Origin of the sequence: Xanthomonas sp. WCS2018Noco2-27, assembly GCF_031843525.1 — a bacterium.
Taxonomy (GTDB): domain Bacteria; phylum Pseudomonadota; class Gammaproteobacteria; order Xanthomonadales; family Xanthomonadaceae; genus Xanthomonas.
Map to the genome: position 1 here is coordinate 502,762 of NZ_JAVTIK010000002.1, position 19,184 is coordinate 521,945.

The window sequence follows — 19,184 nt, forward strand, 5'->3', positions numbered from 1 at the left end:
GGCCCATTGCGTTTTGAGGCCTAGCGCCAGCATTCGTCCCTGTGGGGGCCCTCTCCCGCCGGGAGATGGGATTCAAAGACCTTCTCCCTGCGGGAGAGGGGTTGGGGTGAGGGTGCGGGGCGAAGCCGCGCTGCATGGCACGTCCATTAGGCTGCGCGCGCACCCTCATCCGCCCCTGCGGGGCACCTTCTCCCGGCGGGAGAAGGGATTCAAAGCCCCTCGCCCTGCGGGAGAGGGGTTGGGGTGAGGGTGCGGGGCGAAGCCGCGCTGCACGGCACGTCGATTCGGTTGCTTCAGGTAGAAAGGCGCGCTTCAACCTGACGTCGCACTACCGCACCTACGGATCCAGCTGCAGCTGTTGCTCCAGCGCCTGCGCAAACGCCGGCAATGGGCACGCCATGCGCTGTTCGGGCGCACAGACATCCAGTGCCAGTTCCTGTTGCAGCGGCGGGTGTGCCAGGTCCAGCGGTGCCAGGGTGCGCAGTTGATCCAGCGATTGCGCCAGGTAGCGGGCACGCACCACGCGCGTTCCGTCAGGTTGCCGCCACAGACCGAGCAGCAACGCACCGCCCGGTGGTGGATCGTCGGCGCCGTAGCCGGGCAGATGGAAGTGCACACCGAGCAAACTGCTCAGCGCGGCGATATGCGTGTCGCTGCCGACGAACACCGACAGCGTGGGCGACTGCGCGTCGCCGAACCGTTGCAGCACCTCGCGTGCCAGCGGAGCACCGGAACGCTGCGCCATGTAGTGCGGGCGCGCGTAGATATCGAACAGCAGCGCATGCAGGCGCGAGACCTGCGCCAGGCGTTCGGGGGTGGTGCGGCCCCAGCCGACCTGCGACAGCGGCAGACCGTCGGCGTACTGCAGCAACAGCACCTCGCCGGTGCCGGAGGTCAGGTCAATCGGCCCACCCAAGGCCAGTCCACGCCCATTGGCCGATGGCGCCAGCGTGGACGGCATGCGCGCAAAGTCGCAGGGCGTGCGTGTGCAGCCCAGGATCTGCTGCATCGCCTGCAACTCGGCCGCATGGCCTTGCAGCACTGCGGCAGGGCCGCCGGTCTGCTGCTGGATCGATGCCACTGCGGCAGCCGCATCGAACGGCACCGCGCCTGCCTCGATCGGCCGGAACAACGGGTCGTTACTGCCCGCCTCGCGGTGCCCGGCGACGATGCCGCAGCCGGGCGCCAATGCATCGGCCAGCAAGGCACCGCTGTCGATGGTGCGCTGATCGGTATTGGCCCAGACCGACACACTCCCCGCCGCCGGGCATCCCGTGTGCGGCAGCAGCGTCTGCTGCGTCAACCATTGACGCAGATACGCGCCGCTCAATCGCACCGCCTTGCGCCCGCGCGGGGTGAGCAGACTGGCCGGGGTTGACCACTGCGGCCAGGGTTGGTCGGCGTACTGCGCGGCGGCCGCTTCACCCTGCAGCGGCGCACGCACACCGTGGCGGAACACCACCACCACGCGTTCCAACTGCTCGGTCTGCCCCGGCTGCCGATCCGCGACGGCAGCGGCACCGCGGGAGTCAGCGGGCAATCGATCACTTGCATGACCTGCCGATGCGCTGCGCGTCGGCGATGCACAGCCACCCAACACCGCTGCAAGCGTCAGCAGCAGGCAGACACCGGTGATCGCAAGCGCGCCACCACCACGCCGCCCCGGCGCTGCGCTTAGCGAAGGTGACGCGATCCCCATCGCGTCACGCCCACCCGCGCCATATCCTGCGGACCACAGCGGCTCCCCATCGCCAGCCAACGTGCCGCCGCGCGATGCGCCCTGCCCCGCGTTGTCGACCCATCCCGCAGCGGCGTTGTCGTGCTGCTGCACCTGCGCTGAGATGCCCCACCCTGCACGATCAGACTCAGAACACATATTTGGCGGTCACCAGGCTGGTCATGCCCGAATCGACGATGTCGGAAATCGCCGTGGTGTCGTGCCCCACATGCGCCCAATAGCTGTGCTGTTTGGTGAGGTTGGCAACCGACAGATCCACGCGCAGATGCTCGCTCGGCGCATAGCCCAGGTGCAGGTCCACGCGGGTGATCGGCTTGATCCACAGGTTGTCCCAGCGCGCGCCCTGATTGAGATAGTCGTACACCGACACGTATTCGCCAGAGTAGTGGTAGCTCAGATTGATCGACCACGGTCCCTTTTCGTAGAACAGCTCTGCGTTGGCGAGCAGGTTCGGGGCATTCTGGATGCGTTCGTGCGCAAAGCCTGCTACGCCCAGATCCACGCGCGTGCTCTGTCGGGTGACATTGGCGCCGATGCCGATGCCATCCAGCGGTGCGGGCAGACCCTGGAAGGTCTGCCGCACAGCAGCTTCCATGCCCAGCACGCGGCCGTCGCCACCGTTTTGCGGACGCACGAAGCGCGTACTCGCAGTGCCGCTTTCGCCGGCATTGGCCGCATTGGAACCGCTCTCGTAGATGTAGTCGGTCAGGCGCTTGTAATAGCCGGCCAGCATCGCGTGACCGCCGGTCTCGTTCTGCCATTCGCCGGACAGATCCACATTGAGCGACTTGATCGGTTTCAGATCCGGGTTGCCTTCGGTGATGATGGTCTGGCCGTCGCTGGAAATATCCGTGGAGCGGCCACCGCCCAGCTGCACGAACGCTGGACGGGTGTAACTGGTCCACACCGAGCCGCGATACACCGCGCTGTCGCCCGCGGGCCGGTAGTTCACGAACACGCTCGGCAAGACCACGTTGTAACGCGTGTGGTTGTTGGCAAATGCGCCGACCTGCTCGGCCCCGTTGACGGCCGCCGGCTGCGCCCAGAACGTATTGGTGATGGCGGTATGTTCGAAGCGCACGCCCGGCAGGATTTCCCAATCTCCGGTACGCAGTGTCGCCATCGCGTAGGCAGCGCTGACTGCTTCGGTGGCGCGCATGGTGTTGCAGTTGAGGTTGTTGACCGCCAGCTGCCCGCAACTATCAAAGCTGGCCGGCGTCAGCGTGCGTGCGATCAGGTCGTTGAGCGCGGCGTTGCTCAAGCGCACCGTGGGCAGTGCGTATTGCCCCGGATACACCGCATCGTAGCGCTGCGCGATCAACCCGGTGTCGCGCAACAAGGTGCCGTCGGTGTACTTGGCATTGGTCCAGTTGCGATCGGTGAAGCTGCGCGAGCTGTCGACATACTTCACGCCGAACGCGATGCGGCTGAGCAGGCCGTCATCGAAATCGTAGCCCACATCGAACTTGCCGCCCCCCTTGTCCTGGCCGCTGTACTGTTTGGAAAGTTGACCGGTGCGGCGCGCGAACAGGCTGCCCACATCGGACGCCTGCGCCTGCATCGCCGGGGTCAGCAACGGGATCGGGAAGCCGTCGCCGTCGTAACTGATGAAGCGGTTGGCGCCGTAGGCGAAGTTGGTCGAGGTGTATTGATCGTTGCGTGCGGAAATTTCCACGTGATCCGGGCGATCGTTGTTGCCGGTGCCGTAGAAAATGTTCGGCGCGAACGTCCAATGCCCCAGCTGTTTTTCCGCACCCAGCTGGACGGTGGCAAGGTCTGCTTCTTCCGGGTTGGTTTCGTACCAGTAGCGCACTGCGACGCGATTGATCTGCGGCTGATACACACCACTGGTGCCGATCTGGGTGAAGCTGACATTGGCCGGCACGAACTGCGTGTAACCGGTGTTCTGCTCGGTCTTGGCGAAGGCGTAGGTCATGCGCGCATACAGATGCAGGCTGGGGTCCACACGCCAATCGAAGGCAGCATTGCCACCGTAGCGGCGGGTGTCGCCCTGCGAGTATCCGATGTTGATGCCCGTGCTCTGCAGCACCTGTTGCGGGTCGCTCCCTGCGGCCAGATTGCCGCTGGCATCGGCACGCGCGAATTCCCAGGACCCATCGTTGCGCGCCGCAGACGCGCCGGCCACTTCGCTGTTGACGAAATGACGCTCGTCGTAATACGCGCTGACCGCTACACCGAACTGCCCGGCATCGCCAAAACGTGCATGCCAATCGCCGGCTGCGCCGCTTCCCAGTCCGGAATCGCCGTAGTCGCGTGCGCGGCTTTCCATGCGTCCGCTCAAGGTCACGCTGCCGCCCTGGCGATCGGACGAGTCGAAGGCGCTGGGCGTGCGGTAGTCGATGGTGCCGCCGATCGCATCACCATCCATGTCGGCGGTGGACGTCTTGTTCAACACGATGGTCTGCAGCCCCGATGGCGGCAACAGACTCAATTGCACGCCACGGCTATACGGCATGCCCTGTGCCACGTTGATGCCATTGATCAGGTTGACGTTGTATTCGGCATTGAGACCGCGCACGGATGAAAACATACCTTCGCCACGCGCCGCGCCATCGATGCCGCCGAAATACGACTGCCCGGTGTTGATCACGTTGACGCCCGGCATCAGGCCCAATGCTTCGGCCACGTTGTGTACCGCAGTGGTCTTGAGATCGTCGGCCGACAACACGTTGACGGTGTTGGTTGCGGCCATCTGCATGTCGGTCGCGTTGTAACGGGTGGCGGCGACGGTGACCTTGTCCAACGTGGCCATTTCGCCTTGCGCAGGGGTTGCGGCAGCCTGTGCGGATTGCGCGGCAGCATGGCCGCAAAAAATCGACAACGACACGCATAAGGCCTGCGACAAGCGCGAAGGACGCAGCAACGAAGAACGAGCGATCATGATCAAATCCGATGCGTGCAGCAACGCGCCATGGACTTAAGCCACGGCGGCGCCACCACGATGTGTGAGAGAGCGACGTGGCCTTTGGCAGCGGACCTGCGTCACACCTGCAAGCAGGCGCCGCGCATGGTGGTGACGGCATATTTCAAAACCATGACGCACGCTACAGACATGACAAATGCGCGCAGCAAGCGCGCAAGTCGGCATAGTCGCTGGCGTATGGAAGCGCGTATCGCTGCCGGCATGCGCATACGGTTACTGGCGCGGGCGCACACGCATCTTCGCAAAACGCGACATGACAACGCATGCTGCCGAGGCGTCATGAATTGTCAGCGACGCCTCTCGCAGCAAGGCGCCTGCCGTGTTTGCAGACAGCACCCGAAACGCGGTTAAAGGTTTCTGTGGGCACAAGCGATTACGTCACGTGCGGCGTCGCGGCCGAGACCACGATGACGTCACGACCACCCTGCGCGGCAGTGCGCGAAACCAGCATCGAGTGGCCGATGCCGGCGCCAGTGCAACGCGCACGCCCACCCGATACCGCTTACCTGATGCTGCAAGCCTCATTCACGAGCGCAAGAAGATCTCGACCCGCCGATTGAGCTGACGCCCCCCCGGATTGTCCTGCCCGTTGACGGTGTTGGGCGCCACCGGTTGCGATTCGCCATAGCCCTTTGCGCCGGCGCCCTGTGCGGCGCCGCGCGTGCGCAACGCGGCTAGCACCGCATTGGCCCGGCGCTCGGACAGCGCCTGGTTGTAGGCGTCATCGCCCTTGGCATCGGTATGTCCGCGCACTTCCATCTCTTGGGTTGTCACCTTGCCGAGCGCGGCGGCCAGCGTGTCGAGCACGCGCGCGGCATCGGGGCGGATGTCGGACTTGTCGAAGTCGAACAGGATGCGGTCGTTCAAGGTGATCAGATAGCCGCATGCTGCACCGGACGGGGCGAACTTTTGCAGCGGTGGGAAGCGGCCGGCCGGCGGTACTTTCGGCAGCGGCGGCATGCGCACTTCGCGCGGCGGGGTGCCGACCGTGCCGGTGCCGTCGCCGCGGTTCTGCACCAGACCATCCGGTCCGTTCCAGGTGCCGGAGCCATCGGCGTTGATGGTGACCAGGCCGCGCGGCCCATTCCAGGTGCCGCTGCCATCGCCGTGATTATCGATCAGGCCGCTCTTGTCGCTGTTCCAGGTGCCTGCGCCCTTGCCATTCAAACTGATCAGGCCGGCCGGGCCGTTGTAGGTGCCGCCGCCGTTGGACTGCACGTCGATGAGGGCGTCGTCGCCATCCTGTCCGGACGCGTTGATGGTGCCGCTGCCATCGGCATTGACGTTGACCAGGCCGCCATCGAAGTTGGCGGTACCGCTGCCGTCGGCCTTGAGGTTGAACAGGCCGCCGTCGCCGTTGCGCAGCAGGTTGCCGTTGGCATCCATGCTGGTAATGCCGGCATCGTTGATCAAGGTGCCGCCATCGCCGCAGCGTGCAGGTGCGACGCTGACGCCTTCGATCGGGTCGAGGATATCCTGCAGCGAGGCCTCCAGCGCGCGTTGCGCCGGGGTCACGCCGACGATCTCGGGGATGACGATGGTGGGGATGGCCGGAAATTCCGGCACGCTGTCATCCGCTGCTGCCGGCGCATCCGGAGCGCGCGCAGCCTCGCTCGCCGCAGGTGCGGCAGCGGCAGCACCGGCTGCATCCTTCGGACCTTCGCCACGGCCGCAGCCAACCAGCAACAGGGGCACCCACAGCACTGCCGACAGCTTGCGCATCGTCTCTTCCTTGTTCGAGTCTGTACGAGACGTGCCTGATAGCACGAGCGCGGTAAACAAGGTGCTAAGGCCAGTGCGGATGCGTGCCGAGAGCACTGGCAGCGCTATCGGCAAGTGCCTGCGCACTATTGCTGCGCGACCGGAGACCGACCGTGCAGTGGCACGGTGGCACGGCAGCGCGACAAGCGACAAGCGACAAGCGACAAGCGACAACACAAGGATGTTGTCAGAGGGGTAGCTGCTGGATGAAAGGCGGGGGCCGCGACCATCAGGCGTCCGTCGCGTACATCGCACGCGTCACCAGGTGCAGTAGACATCGCGCGCAGCTGCATTGCTGCTTCACTGCATTTGTCGGCAACTGCCCGCAGCGTCCACCAATCGCGCGTGGCGTCCCCCTATAACGTCACAGGCGTCGCCGCGGGCACGGGTGCGGGCGACTGACCCTGCGCAGGTGCCTCGCCGGCTTCGGCCTGCAGCTGCGCATGCAGGATGCGGCGAATCTCCAGAATCGCCTGCGGGGTTTCCTGAACGCTGTGCCAGGAGGTCACCACCAGTTCGGACGCAGCGCCGTCCAGATGCGCGCTGCGATACGGCACCAGTCCATCGTCGGACTCGGCCAGCGGCACCTGCGGTTTTTCGCGGCCGATGATGGTGTGGTACTGCACCTGTGGCGAGATCGGCAGATCCATCGTGGCGCGGACGAACGGGTCGGTATCGCGCAGGTTGTCGATACTGGTGGGCGGCAGCAGGCGCCCCTTATGCCGGTGCTCGCCGCCGTGCCCCTCACGCTCGCTGTTGGCCAGATCCTGCAGCACATCGCTGAAGCGATCCAGCAAGGCAATCGGCAGCCGCACCAGACGTCCGACGAAGCGCCCCAGTCCACCTTCGGCCAATGGCGTGCCGCGGTGCGGTGCGGCGATGAAGATGGCGCGATCGATCTGCGGCATTGGCGAAAAATGCAGCAATGGCGACAATTTCGCGCGCACCCGTGCGCCGCGCTCGCCCTCCAGCCGATAGTCCTGCAGCAGCGAATTCCACAGCTGTTCGCCGGACGCAGACACCAGCAAACGCCCGATCACGCCGCCCATGCTGTGGCCGATCAACACCATGTCGTGCGAAGCGATCGCGGTGCCGGACGGATCGAAGTGGCGCAGGCTGCGCTCCACCAATGCCTGGATCTCCGCACGATTGACCGCAATCGGCGCGTTGGTCGGGTAATACACCTGCCAGATCTGATAGTGCTGACGCAGGGTTTCATCGCCCATCACTTCATTGGCCACGTTGACCCACGCTTCCGGGCTGCTGGCCAGCCCGTGCAGCATCAGCAGTACGCGGCGGTTGGGGTCGTAAGGCTGCATCAGATACAGATGCGGGCGATCGATGCCACGCGCGCTGCCCAGCATCGAGCGCAGCGATTGCGCAGCAAAGCCCGACTTGGCCAGCCACAGCCCGTAGGCAGCGGTGAAGTTGGCCGCCAGCGGTACGTGCTGACCATGCAGCACCACCTCGTTCTGGCGATACGGGTCGTACGGCACCACGGTCACCGCATCGGTCCGCAACACCGCATCCAGGGTGTCGCCATCGAAGCGCAACAGCAGCGTTGCCGGTGCGTACGGCATCTCGCTGAAGGTCGGCAGCGGGCGTTCGGGCGAGGCACTTGCGGGGATGGCTTGCTGCAAGGCCAGCCCGGCCGGGTCGCCGACCACCTGCGGGTCCACTTCGGCCACCAGTTCGGCACCGAAGCCATCGCGGCGGTAGGTGCTGCGCAATCCATTGAAGCGCAGCGCCGAAGCGGCAAAGATCGCACGCGGCGTGTTGCCGCCACCCGGCAGCCGATACGCGGACATATCGACGGCCACCTGCCAACGGCCCACCTGCGTCGGTGTGGGCACGGTGACGCCGGCCTGCTGGGCGCGCGCAAACAAACGCTCGACTACCTGTTGCACGGCGTAGTTGTAGTAGTCGCGCACCTGCGTCTGGCGGTTTTCGAATGCGCGCGCACTCGGCGCACGCGCGGTAAAGAACAGATAGGCGTAGGCATGCCGCGCGGCTTCCAGCCAGGCCTGCACCGCTGCGTCGCTCATCTGCGCCGGGTGGCGACCACTCAGGTCGATCGCGTGCGCGGTCCACAGTTCGGCTTGCGTGGCGAGGCGGCGCTCATCGCCGATACCCGCTACATTCGTGAGCTGCTGCACGCAAGGCAGTGGTTGCTTGCGGCACGTCTTGGGTTGCAGCCCAGCCACCTGCAAGGTCTCGCTGCCGGCCTGACTGAGCGCACCGGTGCTGAGCACATCGCCGCGCGTCTGCGCGATGTAGTCGCCGCTGTTGCGCGATTGCACCGTGACCATCGCGCAGCCGCTCAACCACATGCACATCAGTACCGCCGCCAACCCCATGGCGGCGCGACGCAGACGCCTGTGCAACATCACCGCGCTGCACTCGTCGACGCGCCGGGCGCTGGCGCCTGCGGCATGCCGGCGCGGATGCGTTTGGAAAAGTCCACCGCGGTGTCGGCGGCGATGGCACGCGCGGTGAAATGTCCACGCTGCTTCAACGTCGCAAAGTCGTAACCCGGCATCAGCCCGTGATGGTCGTACGCATATTCATCGGCGTAGCCGGACAGCAGCAAGCGGTGATCCAGCGGCAAGGTGGGCTGCAGCTGGCGCACCAGGGCAAACACGATCGTGGTGCAGTTGCTGGTCAGCGTGTTGTAGAAGGCCGGCTTGCGATTCAAATCGTTAGCCAGCCCCACGTAGCCCATGAACATGCGGCGCAGGCCGGCCTTGGGAATGGCCAGGCGATACAGATACATGTCTTCGCCGCGCGCATTGGTGCGCACGCGCAGGATGTCGCGCTCGTCGGCGGCCACCAGAGTTTCTTCGAAGCTGCGAAAGAACCCACCCACTGCAGAAAACGACTCGCCGCGTTCCTTGCGGATTTCCAGCGAAAACACCACGTGCGAGCCGTCGTCGAAACCGAACGACACCAGCGTGTGCGCAATCGCCGGGCCCATCCAGTACGACAACGCCAGATCGGCGCTGACCAGGCGATCCAGATCGTACTGGCGGGTTTCCCAACGCGGGACGTAGTTGGTTTCGCTATGCCAATCGAAATTACGCACGTTGTGCAGGGTGACGATGTTGCCGTGCACCTCCGGTTGCAGACGCTGGGCGACATCGTCGGCCCAGTCGCGGTCCTGGCTGGGCTGCATGAACCCCCACGACACCGCCAGCACCACGAACGCGGCACCGAAGATGCCCACCAGGGCCCAGTTCTCGCGGCCACGGCGCAAGCCCCACAACGCCGCCAACGCCATCGCGCACCACGATGCCACCCAGCCGCCACGCACCAAGGCGTTGCCGGTGAGCGCGAAATAAATCGCCAGGCCGCCCCACAGCGCCGCCAGCACCAGCAGCGCGCGCAGCGCCCAGCGGCCGATCACCGCGCGGGTGGCCGGTGTCATCGAGTGCCGCCTTCCGGCACGTGCATGCCCAGCGCGTGCATCAGCAGGTCCGCCGAGCGATGCGCCAGACGTTTGCGTTCCGCTTCGTCGTGACCACGCAGGCAGCTGCCCAGCATGTCGATCACCAGCAGCAACTGCTCGTCGTCGACATCGGCCCGGCACAGGCCGGCGTCGCGGGCGCGGTGCACGAACGGCAGGAAGATCGCCACCGCGCGCCGGTCGGCCGCTTCCACCGCCGGGTTTGCGCGCTCCATCGAGCGCCAGAAATCTACCAGCGGCGCAGACTGGGCAATGTGCTCGGCCACGTCGTGCAGCAGCACGGCCAACCCATCCGGGCGGTCGGCCAGATCGGCGGCCAGCCGCTCCAGGCCATCCAGCCCGCGCGCCATCAAGGCGGTCATCAGTGCCTCGCGGTCCGGGAAATTGCGGTACAGGGTGGCGCGGCCAAGGCCGGCACGCTCCACCACCAGTTCCAACGGGGCATTGACGCCGTGTTCGCTGAACACTTCGTCGGCTGCATCGAGAATCTGCCGGCGGCGAAGCGCGGCATCAGGGCGGGGAGTCGTCATCCCGGCATTATCGGACAGATTTGTCCGTTAATGCCAGAGTCCGCTTGACGATTCCGCCCCTTCTCCGACCAACGGTCGGATCAGCCGGTCGAATCAGCCGGTGTTCTGCACGCCTTGCGAGACGCCGTTGACGCAGGCGACCAGCGCGCGCAGCAAGTCGTCGTCTTCGCCATCGGTGGCACGCCAGCGTTGCAGCAGGTCGACCTGCAACACGCTGATCGGGTCGATATAGGGGTTGCGCAGGCGGATCGACAACGCCAGCCGCGGGTCGTGCTGCAGCAACGATTGCTGTTGCAGCAGCGCCTTGACCCAGCGCTTGGTCAGCGCCAGTTCGTCGCGAATCTGCGGGAAAAACCGCGTGTGCAGGTCGCCCGACAAGCGCGAGAACAGTTCGGCGATGTTGAGGTCGCCCTTGGACAGCACCATCGCGATGTCGTCCAGGAAGGTGCGGAAGAACGGCCAGTCCTGCGCCATCTCGCGCAAGCTGTCTTCATGCCCGGCATCCACCGCCGCCTGCAAGCCGCTGCCCACGCCGTACCAACCCGGAATCACCGCACGCGCCTGGCTCCAGGCAAACACCCACGGAATCGCGCGCAGATTCGACAGCGCCGCGTCCTGGCCCAAGCGACGCGATGGACGCGAGCCCAGCGTCATGCGTTCGATCACATCGATCGGCGTAGCCAGGCGGAAGTACTGCATGAAATCCGGCGCACCGACGAAGGCGCGATACGCCACCGTGCTGCGTTCGGCAACCAGATCCATCACCGGCCGCCAGTTGTCCTCGCGCGGCTCGGGTGCGCGCGGACGCAGGCTGGACAACAACACCGCGCTGGTCATCTGCTCCAGCGAGCGCAATGCCAGCGCGCGAATGCCGTACTTGCGATGGATCACCTCGCCCTGCTCGGTGACGCGCAAACGACCATCGACGCTGCCGCGCGGCGCGGCATCCAGCGCACGGCTGGTCTTGCCGCCGCCACGGGCGATCGAGCCGCCGCGGCCATGGAAAAACGTGAGCCGCACACCAAGCTCGGCGGCTGCTTCCAGCAGCTCGACCTGCGCACGCTGCAGGCCCCAGCGCGAGGCCGCGATGCCGCCGTCCTTGCCGCTGTCCGAATAGCCCAGCATCACCATCTGCGTATCGCCACGCGCGGCCAAGTGCTGGCGGTATACCGGGTCGGCCAGCAGGTCCTGCACGGTGCCGGTCCCGCCCCGCAGATCGTCCACGGTTTCGAACAGCGGCACGATATCCAGCGGCACCGCACCGGCGTCATCGATCAAGCCACCACGCCGCGCCAGGGCGAGCACGGTGAGCACATCGGCGCGGTTATGCGCCATCGAGATGATGTAACTGCCCAGCGCATCGGCGCCGTGGCGCGTGCGTGCATCGGCGAGTGCGGCAAACACCGCATCCAGCCGCGCGTTGCCTTCATCGTCCACTTGCGGCAATGCCTGTTCGCCGGACGCGTAAGGGCCCAGCAGCGCGGCGCGCTGTGTGGCGTCCTGTGCGTCCCAGTCGTCCTGGCCCAAGGCATCGGCCACCGCGCGCGCATGCACGCTCGATTCCTGACGCACATCCAGCCGCGCCAGATGGAACCCGAAGCTGCGCACGCGCCACAACAGCCGGCGCACCGCAAACCAGCCGGCGTGCAGACCCCTGTTGGCCTGCAGGCTGTCCAGGATCAGTTGCAGATCGTGTTCCAGCTCCGTCGGTGCGCTGTAGGCGCCATCGGCATCGTCCAGCGTGGCCTGCAGACGCGCGCGCATCAGGTCGTTGAGCAGCCGGTACGGCATGTCGCCGTGGCGCGGGCGCGAGCGTGCGGCAGCGTCCGGCAGCAAGGCGCGATAACGCTCCAGTTGTGCGCTCAACGCCGGGCTCACCGCCACCAGCGTGGTCGACTGACTGAGCAGGCTGGCCAGTTGCCAGAGTTCTTTCTGATAGCGGTCCAGCACCGCGCGGCGCTGCGCATCCAGCGTGCCGGCGATGGTGGTGGCATCCACATTGGGATTGCCATCCATATCGCCGCCCACCCAGGTGCCGAAGCGCAGCAGGCGCGGCAGGGTCGGCACGCTGCCGTAGGTTTCTTCGATGGCGTGTTCGAGGGTTTCGTACATCACCGGGATGACGCGATAGAGCACCTGGGTGAGATAGAACCCAACGTGCTCGCGTTCGTCGTCCACGGTGGGACGCACCGGCGAGGAGTCGGCGGTCTGCCACGAAGCAGTCAGAGCCATACGAAAACGCGCCGCATCGCTGGCGCGCTCGTTGGGCGTGCGCATGCCGTCGAGGTTGTCGACCAGGCTGGCGACCATCAACTGTTCTTTTTCCAGCAGCGCGCGGCGTACCGCTTCGGTGGGATGCGCGGTGAATACCGGCTCCACGTCGATGCGCGGCAACCACTCGCTGAGTTCTTCCAGCGTCACGCCCTGCGCCTTGAGCCGGCGCAGGGCATCGTGCAGGCCATCGGGCTGCGGCGTATCGATGCCGCTGCGCTGGTACTCGCGGCGGCGGCGGATACGATGCACACGCTCGGCGATGTTGACCACCTGAAAATACGTGCTGAAGGCCCGCACCAGCGACTCGGCATCGCGCGGCTCACGGCCGGTCAGCTGCTCGCTCAGCGTAGAGGGCGGCGCATCGCTCTCGCGCCGCGCAATGGCGGTGGTACGGACGCGTTCGATTTCATCGAGGAATTCCGCAGACACCTGCTCGGCGAGCAGATCGCCAACCAGTGCACCCAGGCGACGCACATCGTCGCGCAAGGGAAGATCGGGGGTAGCGAACACAAGACTGCTGCGGTACTCATTCATCGGAAACGCACACCCTCATCAAAGCGCAAAGTCGTCGAAGACTAACCCAAAAGGATTAGAGGGTTGCGACAAGCGCGACGGTTTCAGCACGAACCATCGCACCCAAGCACGACGACTTGCGTAGCAGCGCGTGATCGACGCACTCTCCGATCGCGAACGCCGACGCACGCGTGCAGCGCCCCTCCGCACTACACGCCACACGCATCCTGCGAACACATAGGCCACTGCCCTCGTAGGAGCGCACCAGGGCGCGACGAGGCCTGATCGACGCACTCTCCGATCGCGCACGCCAACGCACGCGTGCAGCGCCACTCCGCACTGAGCGCCACACGCATCCTGCGACCACATAGGCACCGCCCTCGTAGGAGCGCACCCGGGCGCGACGAGGCTTGATCGGTAACACCTCATCGCGCGCAGCTCCGCACCCTCGATCAACGCGTGCGCGGAGCACCCTTCTCCTTCACCGGCTCACCAAGATTGCTCTGCAACCACTGCTCGCTCTCGGCCAGCATCTGCAGGATCGATTGCCGCGCGCGATACGCGTGCGATTCGTTGGGCAGCATCACCAGCTTCGCGGTGCCGCCCAGGCCCTTGATCGCGGCGAACAGGCGCTCGCTCTGGATCGGGAAGGTACCGGTGTTGTTGTCGTCCTGGCCGTGGATCAGCAGCAGCGGGTCCTTGATCTTGTCGGCGTAGTTGAACGGTGACATCGCCTGATACACCGATTGCGCCTGCCAGTAGTTGCGTTCTTCGGCCTGGAAGCCGAACGGGGTGAGCGTGCGGTTGTAGGCGCCGCTGCGTGCGATGCCGGCCTTGAACAGGCGCGTGTGCGCGAGCAGATTCGCGGTCATGAAAGCGCCATACGAATGCCCGCCGATAGCGATGTGCTCGCGGTCGGTGACGCCGCGTCGCACCACTTCATCCACCGCCGCCTGCGCATTGGCGATCAGCTGCGGCACGTAGGTGTCGTTGGGTTCGGCATCGCCTTCGCCGACGATCGGCATGGTCGGGTTGTTGAGCACCACATAGCCGATCGCCAGAAATGCCTGCGGGCCCCAGTAGCTGATCGCATTGAAACGATACGGCGAGTCGGTGACCTGGCTGGCGGTGTCGGCGCTTTTGAACTCGCCCGGGTAGGCCCACATCAGCAGCGGCCGCGGGCCGTCGCGTTTGGGGTCGTAACCGGGCGGCAGCAACAGTGTGGCGGTGAGGTCCACGCCATCGGCACGCTTGTAGCGGATCTGCTCCTTCTGCACGCCACGCAACTGCGGCAACGGATGCGCGAACTGCGTCAACGCGCGCGGTGCAGGCGCCGCATCGCCCAGTGCCTGCACGAAGTAGTTGGCCGGTTCTTCAGGCGATTCGCGGCTGAGCAGCAGCTGCGTGCCTTGCGCATCCAGCAGCGCCAGGGGCGCGGAATAGGTGGGTGCCTGCGAATGGAACAACCGCGTGGCGCGCTTGCTTTGCAGATCGAAGCGATCCACAAACGGGCGATCGCCTTCGGGCGAGGCGCCCTTGCCGAGCAGGAACAGGCTATTGCCATCGGCGCTGGTCTGCAGCAGCGGATGGCCCTTGCCGTCGGCCACTGTCGCCGGGGTTCCCGGGTCGTTGTAGCGGTCCTGCGAGGAGCGGTCCCACAGCAGCTCGGGCGCTTGCTTGGGCTGATCGGGGGCGATGCGCCATTGTTTGATGCGGCGGGTCTTCCACCAGCTTTCGCTCAGGATCGCCAGATCGCCACGGCCCCACTGGATGCCTTCGAATCGGCTTCCCAGCTGCGCCAGCGTCACCGGCGCACGCGTGAACGGCGCGGCCTGCATCCGCACCGCATCGCGGATCTTGCTCTCGCGTGCCGGGTCGCCGCCGTCCTGTGCCTCGGCCCACACCAGCGTGGCCGGCGCATCGGCGCGCCAGGCGATATCGCGCACGCCGGTGGGCACCGCGTCGTTGCCGGTCGGCAGGCCTTCCACCAGTGGCAACTGGGCGATCTGGCGCACCAGCTTGCCCTGCAGATCCAACACCTCGATACGTCGGGCGAAGTTGTCCACCGGCACCAGGTACGAGAACGGCCGCTCGCTGTGTTCGCTCAGGATGTAACGGCCGTCCGGCGATACCGAGAGGTTGAGGTAGATACCGGGCGCGGCAATCGGGCGCACCTGCCCGCTCACCGTGACGATGATCGGCTGGCCGGTGGCGTAGTACTCGAACACGCGCGCATCGGCCTCGTTGCGCAGCAGGTCCTGATAGGTCGGCAGCGAGCGCACTCCGGCCGCGGCGCTGGTCTGCTGGATCGCCGGGCCGTCCGGTGTCGCATCGCGCGCGGGCGGTGCACCCTGCTCGTCCACTTGCTGCTGCAGCAGCAACCCGCTGCCATCGGGCAACCAGCGCAGCTCGTCGTTGACGCTGGTGTTCAAGCCGGCCACCAGGCGCCGCGCCTGCCCGGCGGCCACGTCCACCAGCCACAGCTCGTTGGCGCCGCTGGCGGCATCTTCGCGACGGAACGCCAGATAGCGCTGATCCGGCGACCAGCTCTGGTCCGCCAGCGACAACGGCGACGGCAGGCCGGCAATCTGGCGCTCGCTCCCGTCCGCCACCGCCAGCAGCCACAGCTTGCTGGCGAAGGAGAAGCGGCTGGCCGCATGGGTCTTGGGGTGGATGCGCACGCCGGCCAGCTTGAGCTCGGGCTGGGCCACTTCGGCGATATCCGGCAGTGCCGGCAGTTGCAGCATCGCGGCCAGATCGCGCTTGGGCGACAACTGCAGCAGCGGCGCGCGCGGCGCGTCCACCACCGCTTGCAAGGCCTTGGAGGGCAGCCGATAACCGCTGCTTGCCGCTACCGCTGGCGGTGATGCCGGCACGCCGGCCGCCGAGGCCAGCAGCGGCGCACTCAGGACCGTCAGCAACAGCGCACGCGCCAGTGCCCGGCCGGTCACCACACCATCGAGCGGATGGCCGCCGGGCCTGGCAAGCGGCGACGCATCGAGCGCCGGCATGCCGCGCCCTTCATCACCGTGCCGGTACCCGTGGTGCGCTTTCCGTTTGGCCTGCATGTCCGTTCCCCGCTCTGGATCGACCCCGGACCATAGCAGCCGTCCGTCGGCCGCTCCCCCTGCCGTTGGTTGGGGTGTGCGGCAATTCATGCCGGACGGGGGTGCTGCCGATATAATCAGACCCTCGTCGAGGGGCGCTGCGACCGCTATGGCAGATCGATCTGCCAACTGCACCAACCGTGCAGATACATACGGCCAGGCTCGACAGGGATTTCTCGTTCAACGGCGCCCGGAATTGCAGACATTCGTCTGCCTACCGGAGCAATTGCATGAACGCTGTCGCAAAAACCGCTGCAAACGACGACTTCAAGGTCGCCGACCTCTCCCTGGCCGATTGGGGCCGCAAGGAGCTGGACATCGCCGAGCACGAGATGCCGGGCCTGATGTCGATCCGCCGCAAGCACGCCACCAGCAAGCCGCTGAAGGACGTGCGCATCACCGGCTCGCTGCACATGACCATCCAGACCGCCGTGCTGATCGAAACGCTCAAGGACATCGGCGCCAACGTGCGCTGGGCCTCGTGCAACATCTTCTCCACCCAGGATCACGCTGCCGCCGCCATTGCGGTGAGCGGCACGCCGGTGTTCGCCTGGAAGGGCGAGACGCTGGAAGAGTATTGGGACTGTACCCTGGATGCGCTGACCTTCACCCTGCCCGACGGCACCCAGACCGGCCCGGAGCTGGTGGTGGACGACGGCGGCGACGTCACCCTGCTGATCCACAAGGGCTATGAGCTCGAAAACGGCAGCACCTGGGTGGACGAGCCGGCGTCTTCGCACGAAGAAGGCGTGATCAAGGCGCTGCTCAAGCGCGTGGCCGTCGAGCGCCCGGGTTACTGGGCCCGCGTGGTCAAGGACTGGAAGGGCGTCTCCGAAGAGACCACCACCGGCGTGCACCGCCTGTACCAGATCGCCGAAGCCGGCAAGCTGCTGATCCCGGCCATCAACGTCAACGACTCGGTCACCAAGAGCAAGTTCGACAACCTCTACGGCTGCCGCGAGTCGCTGGCCGATGGCCTGAAGCGCGCGATGGACGTGATGCTGGCCGGCAAGGTCGCTGTGGTCTGCGGCTACGGTGACGTGGGCAAGGGCAGCGCCGCGTCGCTGCGTAACTATGGCGCCCGCGTCATCGTGACCGAGATCGACCCGATCTGCGCCCTGCAGGCGTCGATGGAAGGTTACGAGGTCAACACCATCGAATCCACCCTGGGCCGCGGCGACATCTATGTCACCACCACCGGCAACAAGGACATTATCACCGTCGAGCACCTGCAGGCGATGAAGGACCAGGCCATCGTGTGCAACATCGGCCACTTCGACAACGAGATCCAGGTCGATGCGCTGAATGCACTCAACGGCGTCGAGAAGATCAACATCAAGCCGCAGGTCGACAAGTACGTGTTCGGCAACGGCAACGCGATCTTCCTGCTGGCCGACGGCCGCCTGGTGAACCTGGGCTGCGCCACCGGCCACCCGAGCTTCGTGATGTCCAACTCGTTCGCCAACCAGACCCTGGCGCAGATCGACCTGTGGGAAAAGCGCGACACCTACGAGAAGAAGGTCTACATCCTGCCCAAGCACCTGGACGAGGAAGTGGCCCGCCTGCACCTGGAAAAGATCGGCGTCAAGCTGACCACCCTGACCAAGGACCAGGCCGATTATCTCGGCGTGGACGTGGCCGGCCCGTACAAGCCGGATCATTACCGTTACTGAGTAATGGGGCGAGTGATCGCCCTTGCAACGATTTGAAACAGACGGGCGCCGCGAGGCGCCCGTTTTTTATGAGATCAGCAGACCAAACGCGCCGTGATTGATCTGCCAGCAGCGCTGCCCAAAAGCGGAAGGAGTACCGCGCGCCCCGGCGCCTGTCGAACGGCAGTGCGACCTTGCGCGTCGATGGCCAAGAGATGATGTACATGCAGCGCTAATGCGCGACGGTCTCCAGGAACGCGCTTCAATCGCCATCCCCGCGCACCGGCAACACCTCCTCGATATAAAGCGTCTCCGGGCAATCCTGCTGCGCGAAACCGCGTTCTCCGGCCCGCTGACTGAGCGCTCGGCCCCCTGTATCACATCCGTGCGACGTTTCACGCGAACCGCAACGCCTTGGAGCCCCGCATGGGCACCACCACCATCCGCCTGCCGGACGCGCTCAAGGCTCGCGTCGCCAAGGCCGCGGAAGCGGCCGGCACCACGGCGCACAACTTCATCCTGGAAGCCATCGTCTAGAAGGCCGAACTGGCGGAGCGTCGCGCCGACTTCCACGCCCAGGCCGATCAGCGTTGGCCCGAATTTCTGGAGACGGGTGAGACCATTCCGTGGGACGAGGCGCGTACCTATTTCAAGGCCCGGGTCGCAGGAAAGCCTGCGAAGCGGCCGGTGGCGCGCAAGCTGGAAAGCTGAGGTGACACACATCCGCCTTGTCCAGGCGTGATCGAGGATCTGGAGCGGATCGACGCGCATTTGCGCGACCACGAAAACGTGGATGCAACAGAAAGAGCCGAGGAGATCGTCAGCGCGTTCGATGTGCTGGCAGGCAATCCGTTGATCGGCCAACCGGTGCATGCAGACCACCGCGAACTGGTGATGGGCCGCGGCTCGCACGGGTACGTGGCGGTGTATCGCTATGTGGATGTGACCGATACGGTGATCGTGATGGCGCTGCGCGCGCAACGCGAGGCCGGCTATGCACGCGACGCATGAAACCGAGGCCGACATCCGTAGTGCATTCGTTGGCATGCAGGCGCACTTGTTTCGCCGATCCCCGGATGCATGAAACACCAGCACCGTGACCACCAACATGGTTGCCGATTTATATTGTTCTGCCAGAATTCCACGACGCACCTGTAGCAGTCGCGGTCAAACGGTACGGCCAAGCCGCCTTCTGCTCCAGC

10 protein-coding genes, 1 pseudogene and 1 riboswitch are annotated in these 19,184 nt (G+C 65.7%); of the genes and pseudogenes, 3 read left to right on the forward strand and 8 right to left on the reverse strand.

The genetic code is table 11. The features are described 5' to 3' along the window. Positions 1–337: 337 nt before the first annotated feature. The 8 genes from RQH86_RS07370 to RQH86_RS07405 form a co-directional block, all read right to left on the reverse strand. Positions 338–1,843, reverse strand: a complete 1,506-nt coding sequence (locus RQH86_RS07370) for a histidine-type phosphatase (protein ID WP_311239794.1) — start codon at positions 1,841–1,843, stop codon at positions 338–340. A 22-nt stretch (positions 1,844–1,865) separates the two neighbouring features. Next, positions 1,866–4,640 carry a TonB-dependent receptor gene (locus RQH86_RS07375; RefSeq protein WP_311239776.1) on the reverse strand — a complete coding sequence of 925 codons (2,775 nt, stop codon included), beginning with the start codon at positions 4,638–4,640 and terminating at the stop codon, positions 1,866–1,868. A 567-nt stretch (positions 4,641–5,207) separates the two neighbouring features. After that, positions 5,208–6,464, reverse strand: coding sequence for an OmpA family protein (locus RQH86_RS07380; RefSeq protein ID WP_311239777.1), 1,257 nt, complete (start codon positions 6,462–6,464; stop codon positions 5,208–5,210). Between the two features lie 335 nt (positions 6,465–6,799). Beyond that, complete coding sequence (locus RQH86_RS07385; RefSeq protein ID WP_311239778.1) at positions 6,800–8,830, reverse strand: alpha/beta hydrolase; 2,031 nt, start codon at positions 8,828–8,830, stop codon at positions 6,800–6,802. Next, positions 8,830–9,867, reverse strand: a complete 1,038-nt coding sequence (locus RQH86_RS07390) for a DUF4105 domain-containing protein (protein WP_115553052.1) — start codon at positions 9,865–9,867, stop codon at positions 8,830–8,832. The genes RQH86_RS07385 and RQH86_RS07390 overlap by 1 nt, the downstream gene beginning before the upstream one ends. Beyond that, positions 9,864–10,436, reverse strand: coding sequence for a TetR/AcrR family transcriptional regulator (locus RQH86_RS07395; protein WP_115512493.1), 573 nt, complete (start codon positions 10,434–10,436; stop codon positions 9,864–9,866). The genes RQH86_RS07390 and RQH86_RS07395 overlap by 4 nt, the downstream gene beginning before the upstream one ends. 93 nt (positions 10,437–10,529) lie before the next feature. Continuing rightward, on the reverse strand, positions 10,530–13,244 hold the full coding sequence (gene ppc, locus RQH86_RS07400) for a phosphoenolpyruvate carboxylase (RefSeq protein ID WP_311239779.1): 2,715 nt from the start codon (positions 13,242–13,244) through the stop codon (positions 10,530–10,532). Positions 13,245–13,675: 431 nt separating this feature from the next. Next, entirely contained in the window at positions 13,676–16,120 is a 2,445-nt protein-coding gene (locus RQH86_RS07405) for a prolyl oligopeptidase family serine peptidase (RefSeq protein ID WP_311239795.1), read from the reverse strand. A 294-nt stretch (positions 16,121–16,414) separates the two neighbouring features. After that, positions 16,415–16,529: riboswitch (S-adenosyl-L-homocysteine riboswitch) on the forward strand. A gap of 31 nt (positions 16,530–16,560) precedes the next feature. Between RQH86_RS07405 and ahcY the strand changes: the two genes are divergently transcribed. The 3 genes and pseudogenes from ahcY to RQH86_RS07420 all read left to right on the forward strand — a co-directional run bounded on the left by ahcY (position 16,561) and on the right by RQH86_RS07420 (position 18,993). Continuing rightward, positions 16,561–18,003 carry an adenosylhomocysteinase gene (gene ahcY, locus RQH86_RS07410; protein WP_311239780.1) on the forward strand — a complete coding sequence of 481 codons (1,443 nt, stop codon included), beginning with the start codon at positions 16,561–16,563 and terminating at the stop codon, positions 18,001–18,003. 405 nt (positions 18,004–18,408) lie between these two features. Next, positions 18,409–18,693, forward strand: a pseudogene (locus RQH86_RS07415) (CopG family transcriptional regulator). Between the two features lie 27 nt (positions 18,694–18,720). Further along, positions 18,721–18,993, forward strand: coding sequence for a type II toxin-antitoxin system RelE/ParE family toxin (locus RQH86_RS07420; protein ID WP_311239781.1), 273 nt, complete (start codon positions 18,721–18,723; stop codon positions 18,991–18,993). Positions 18,994–19,184: the final 191 nt, after the last annotated feature.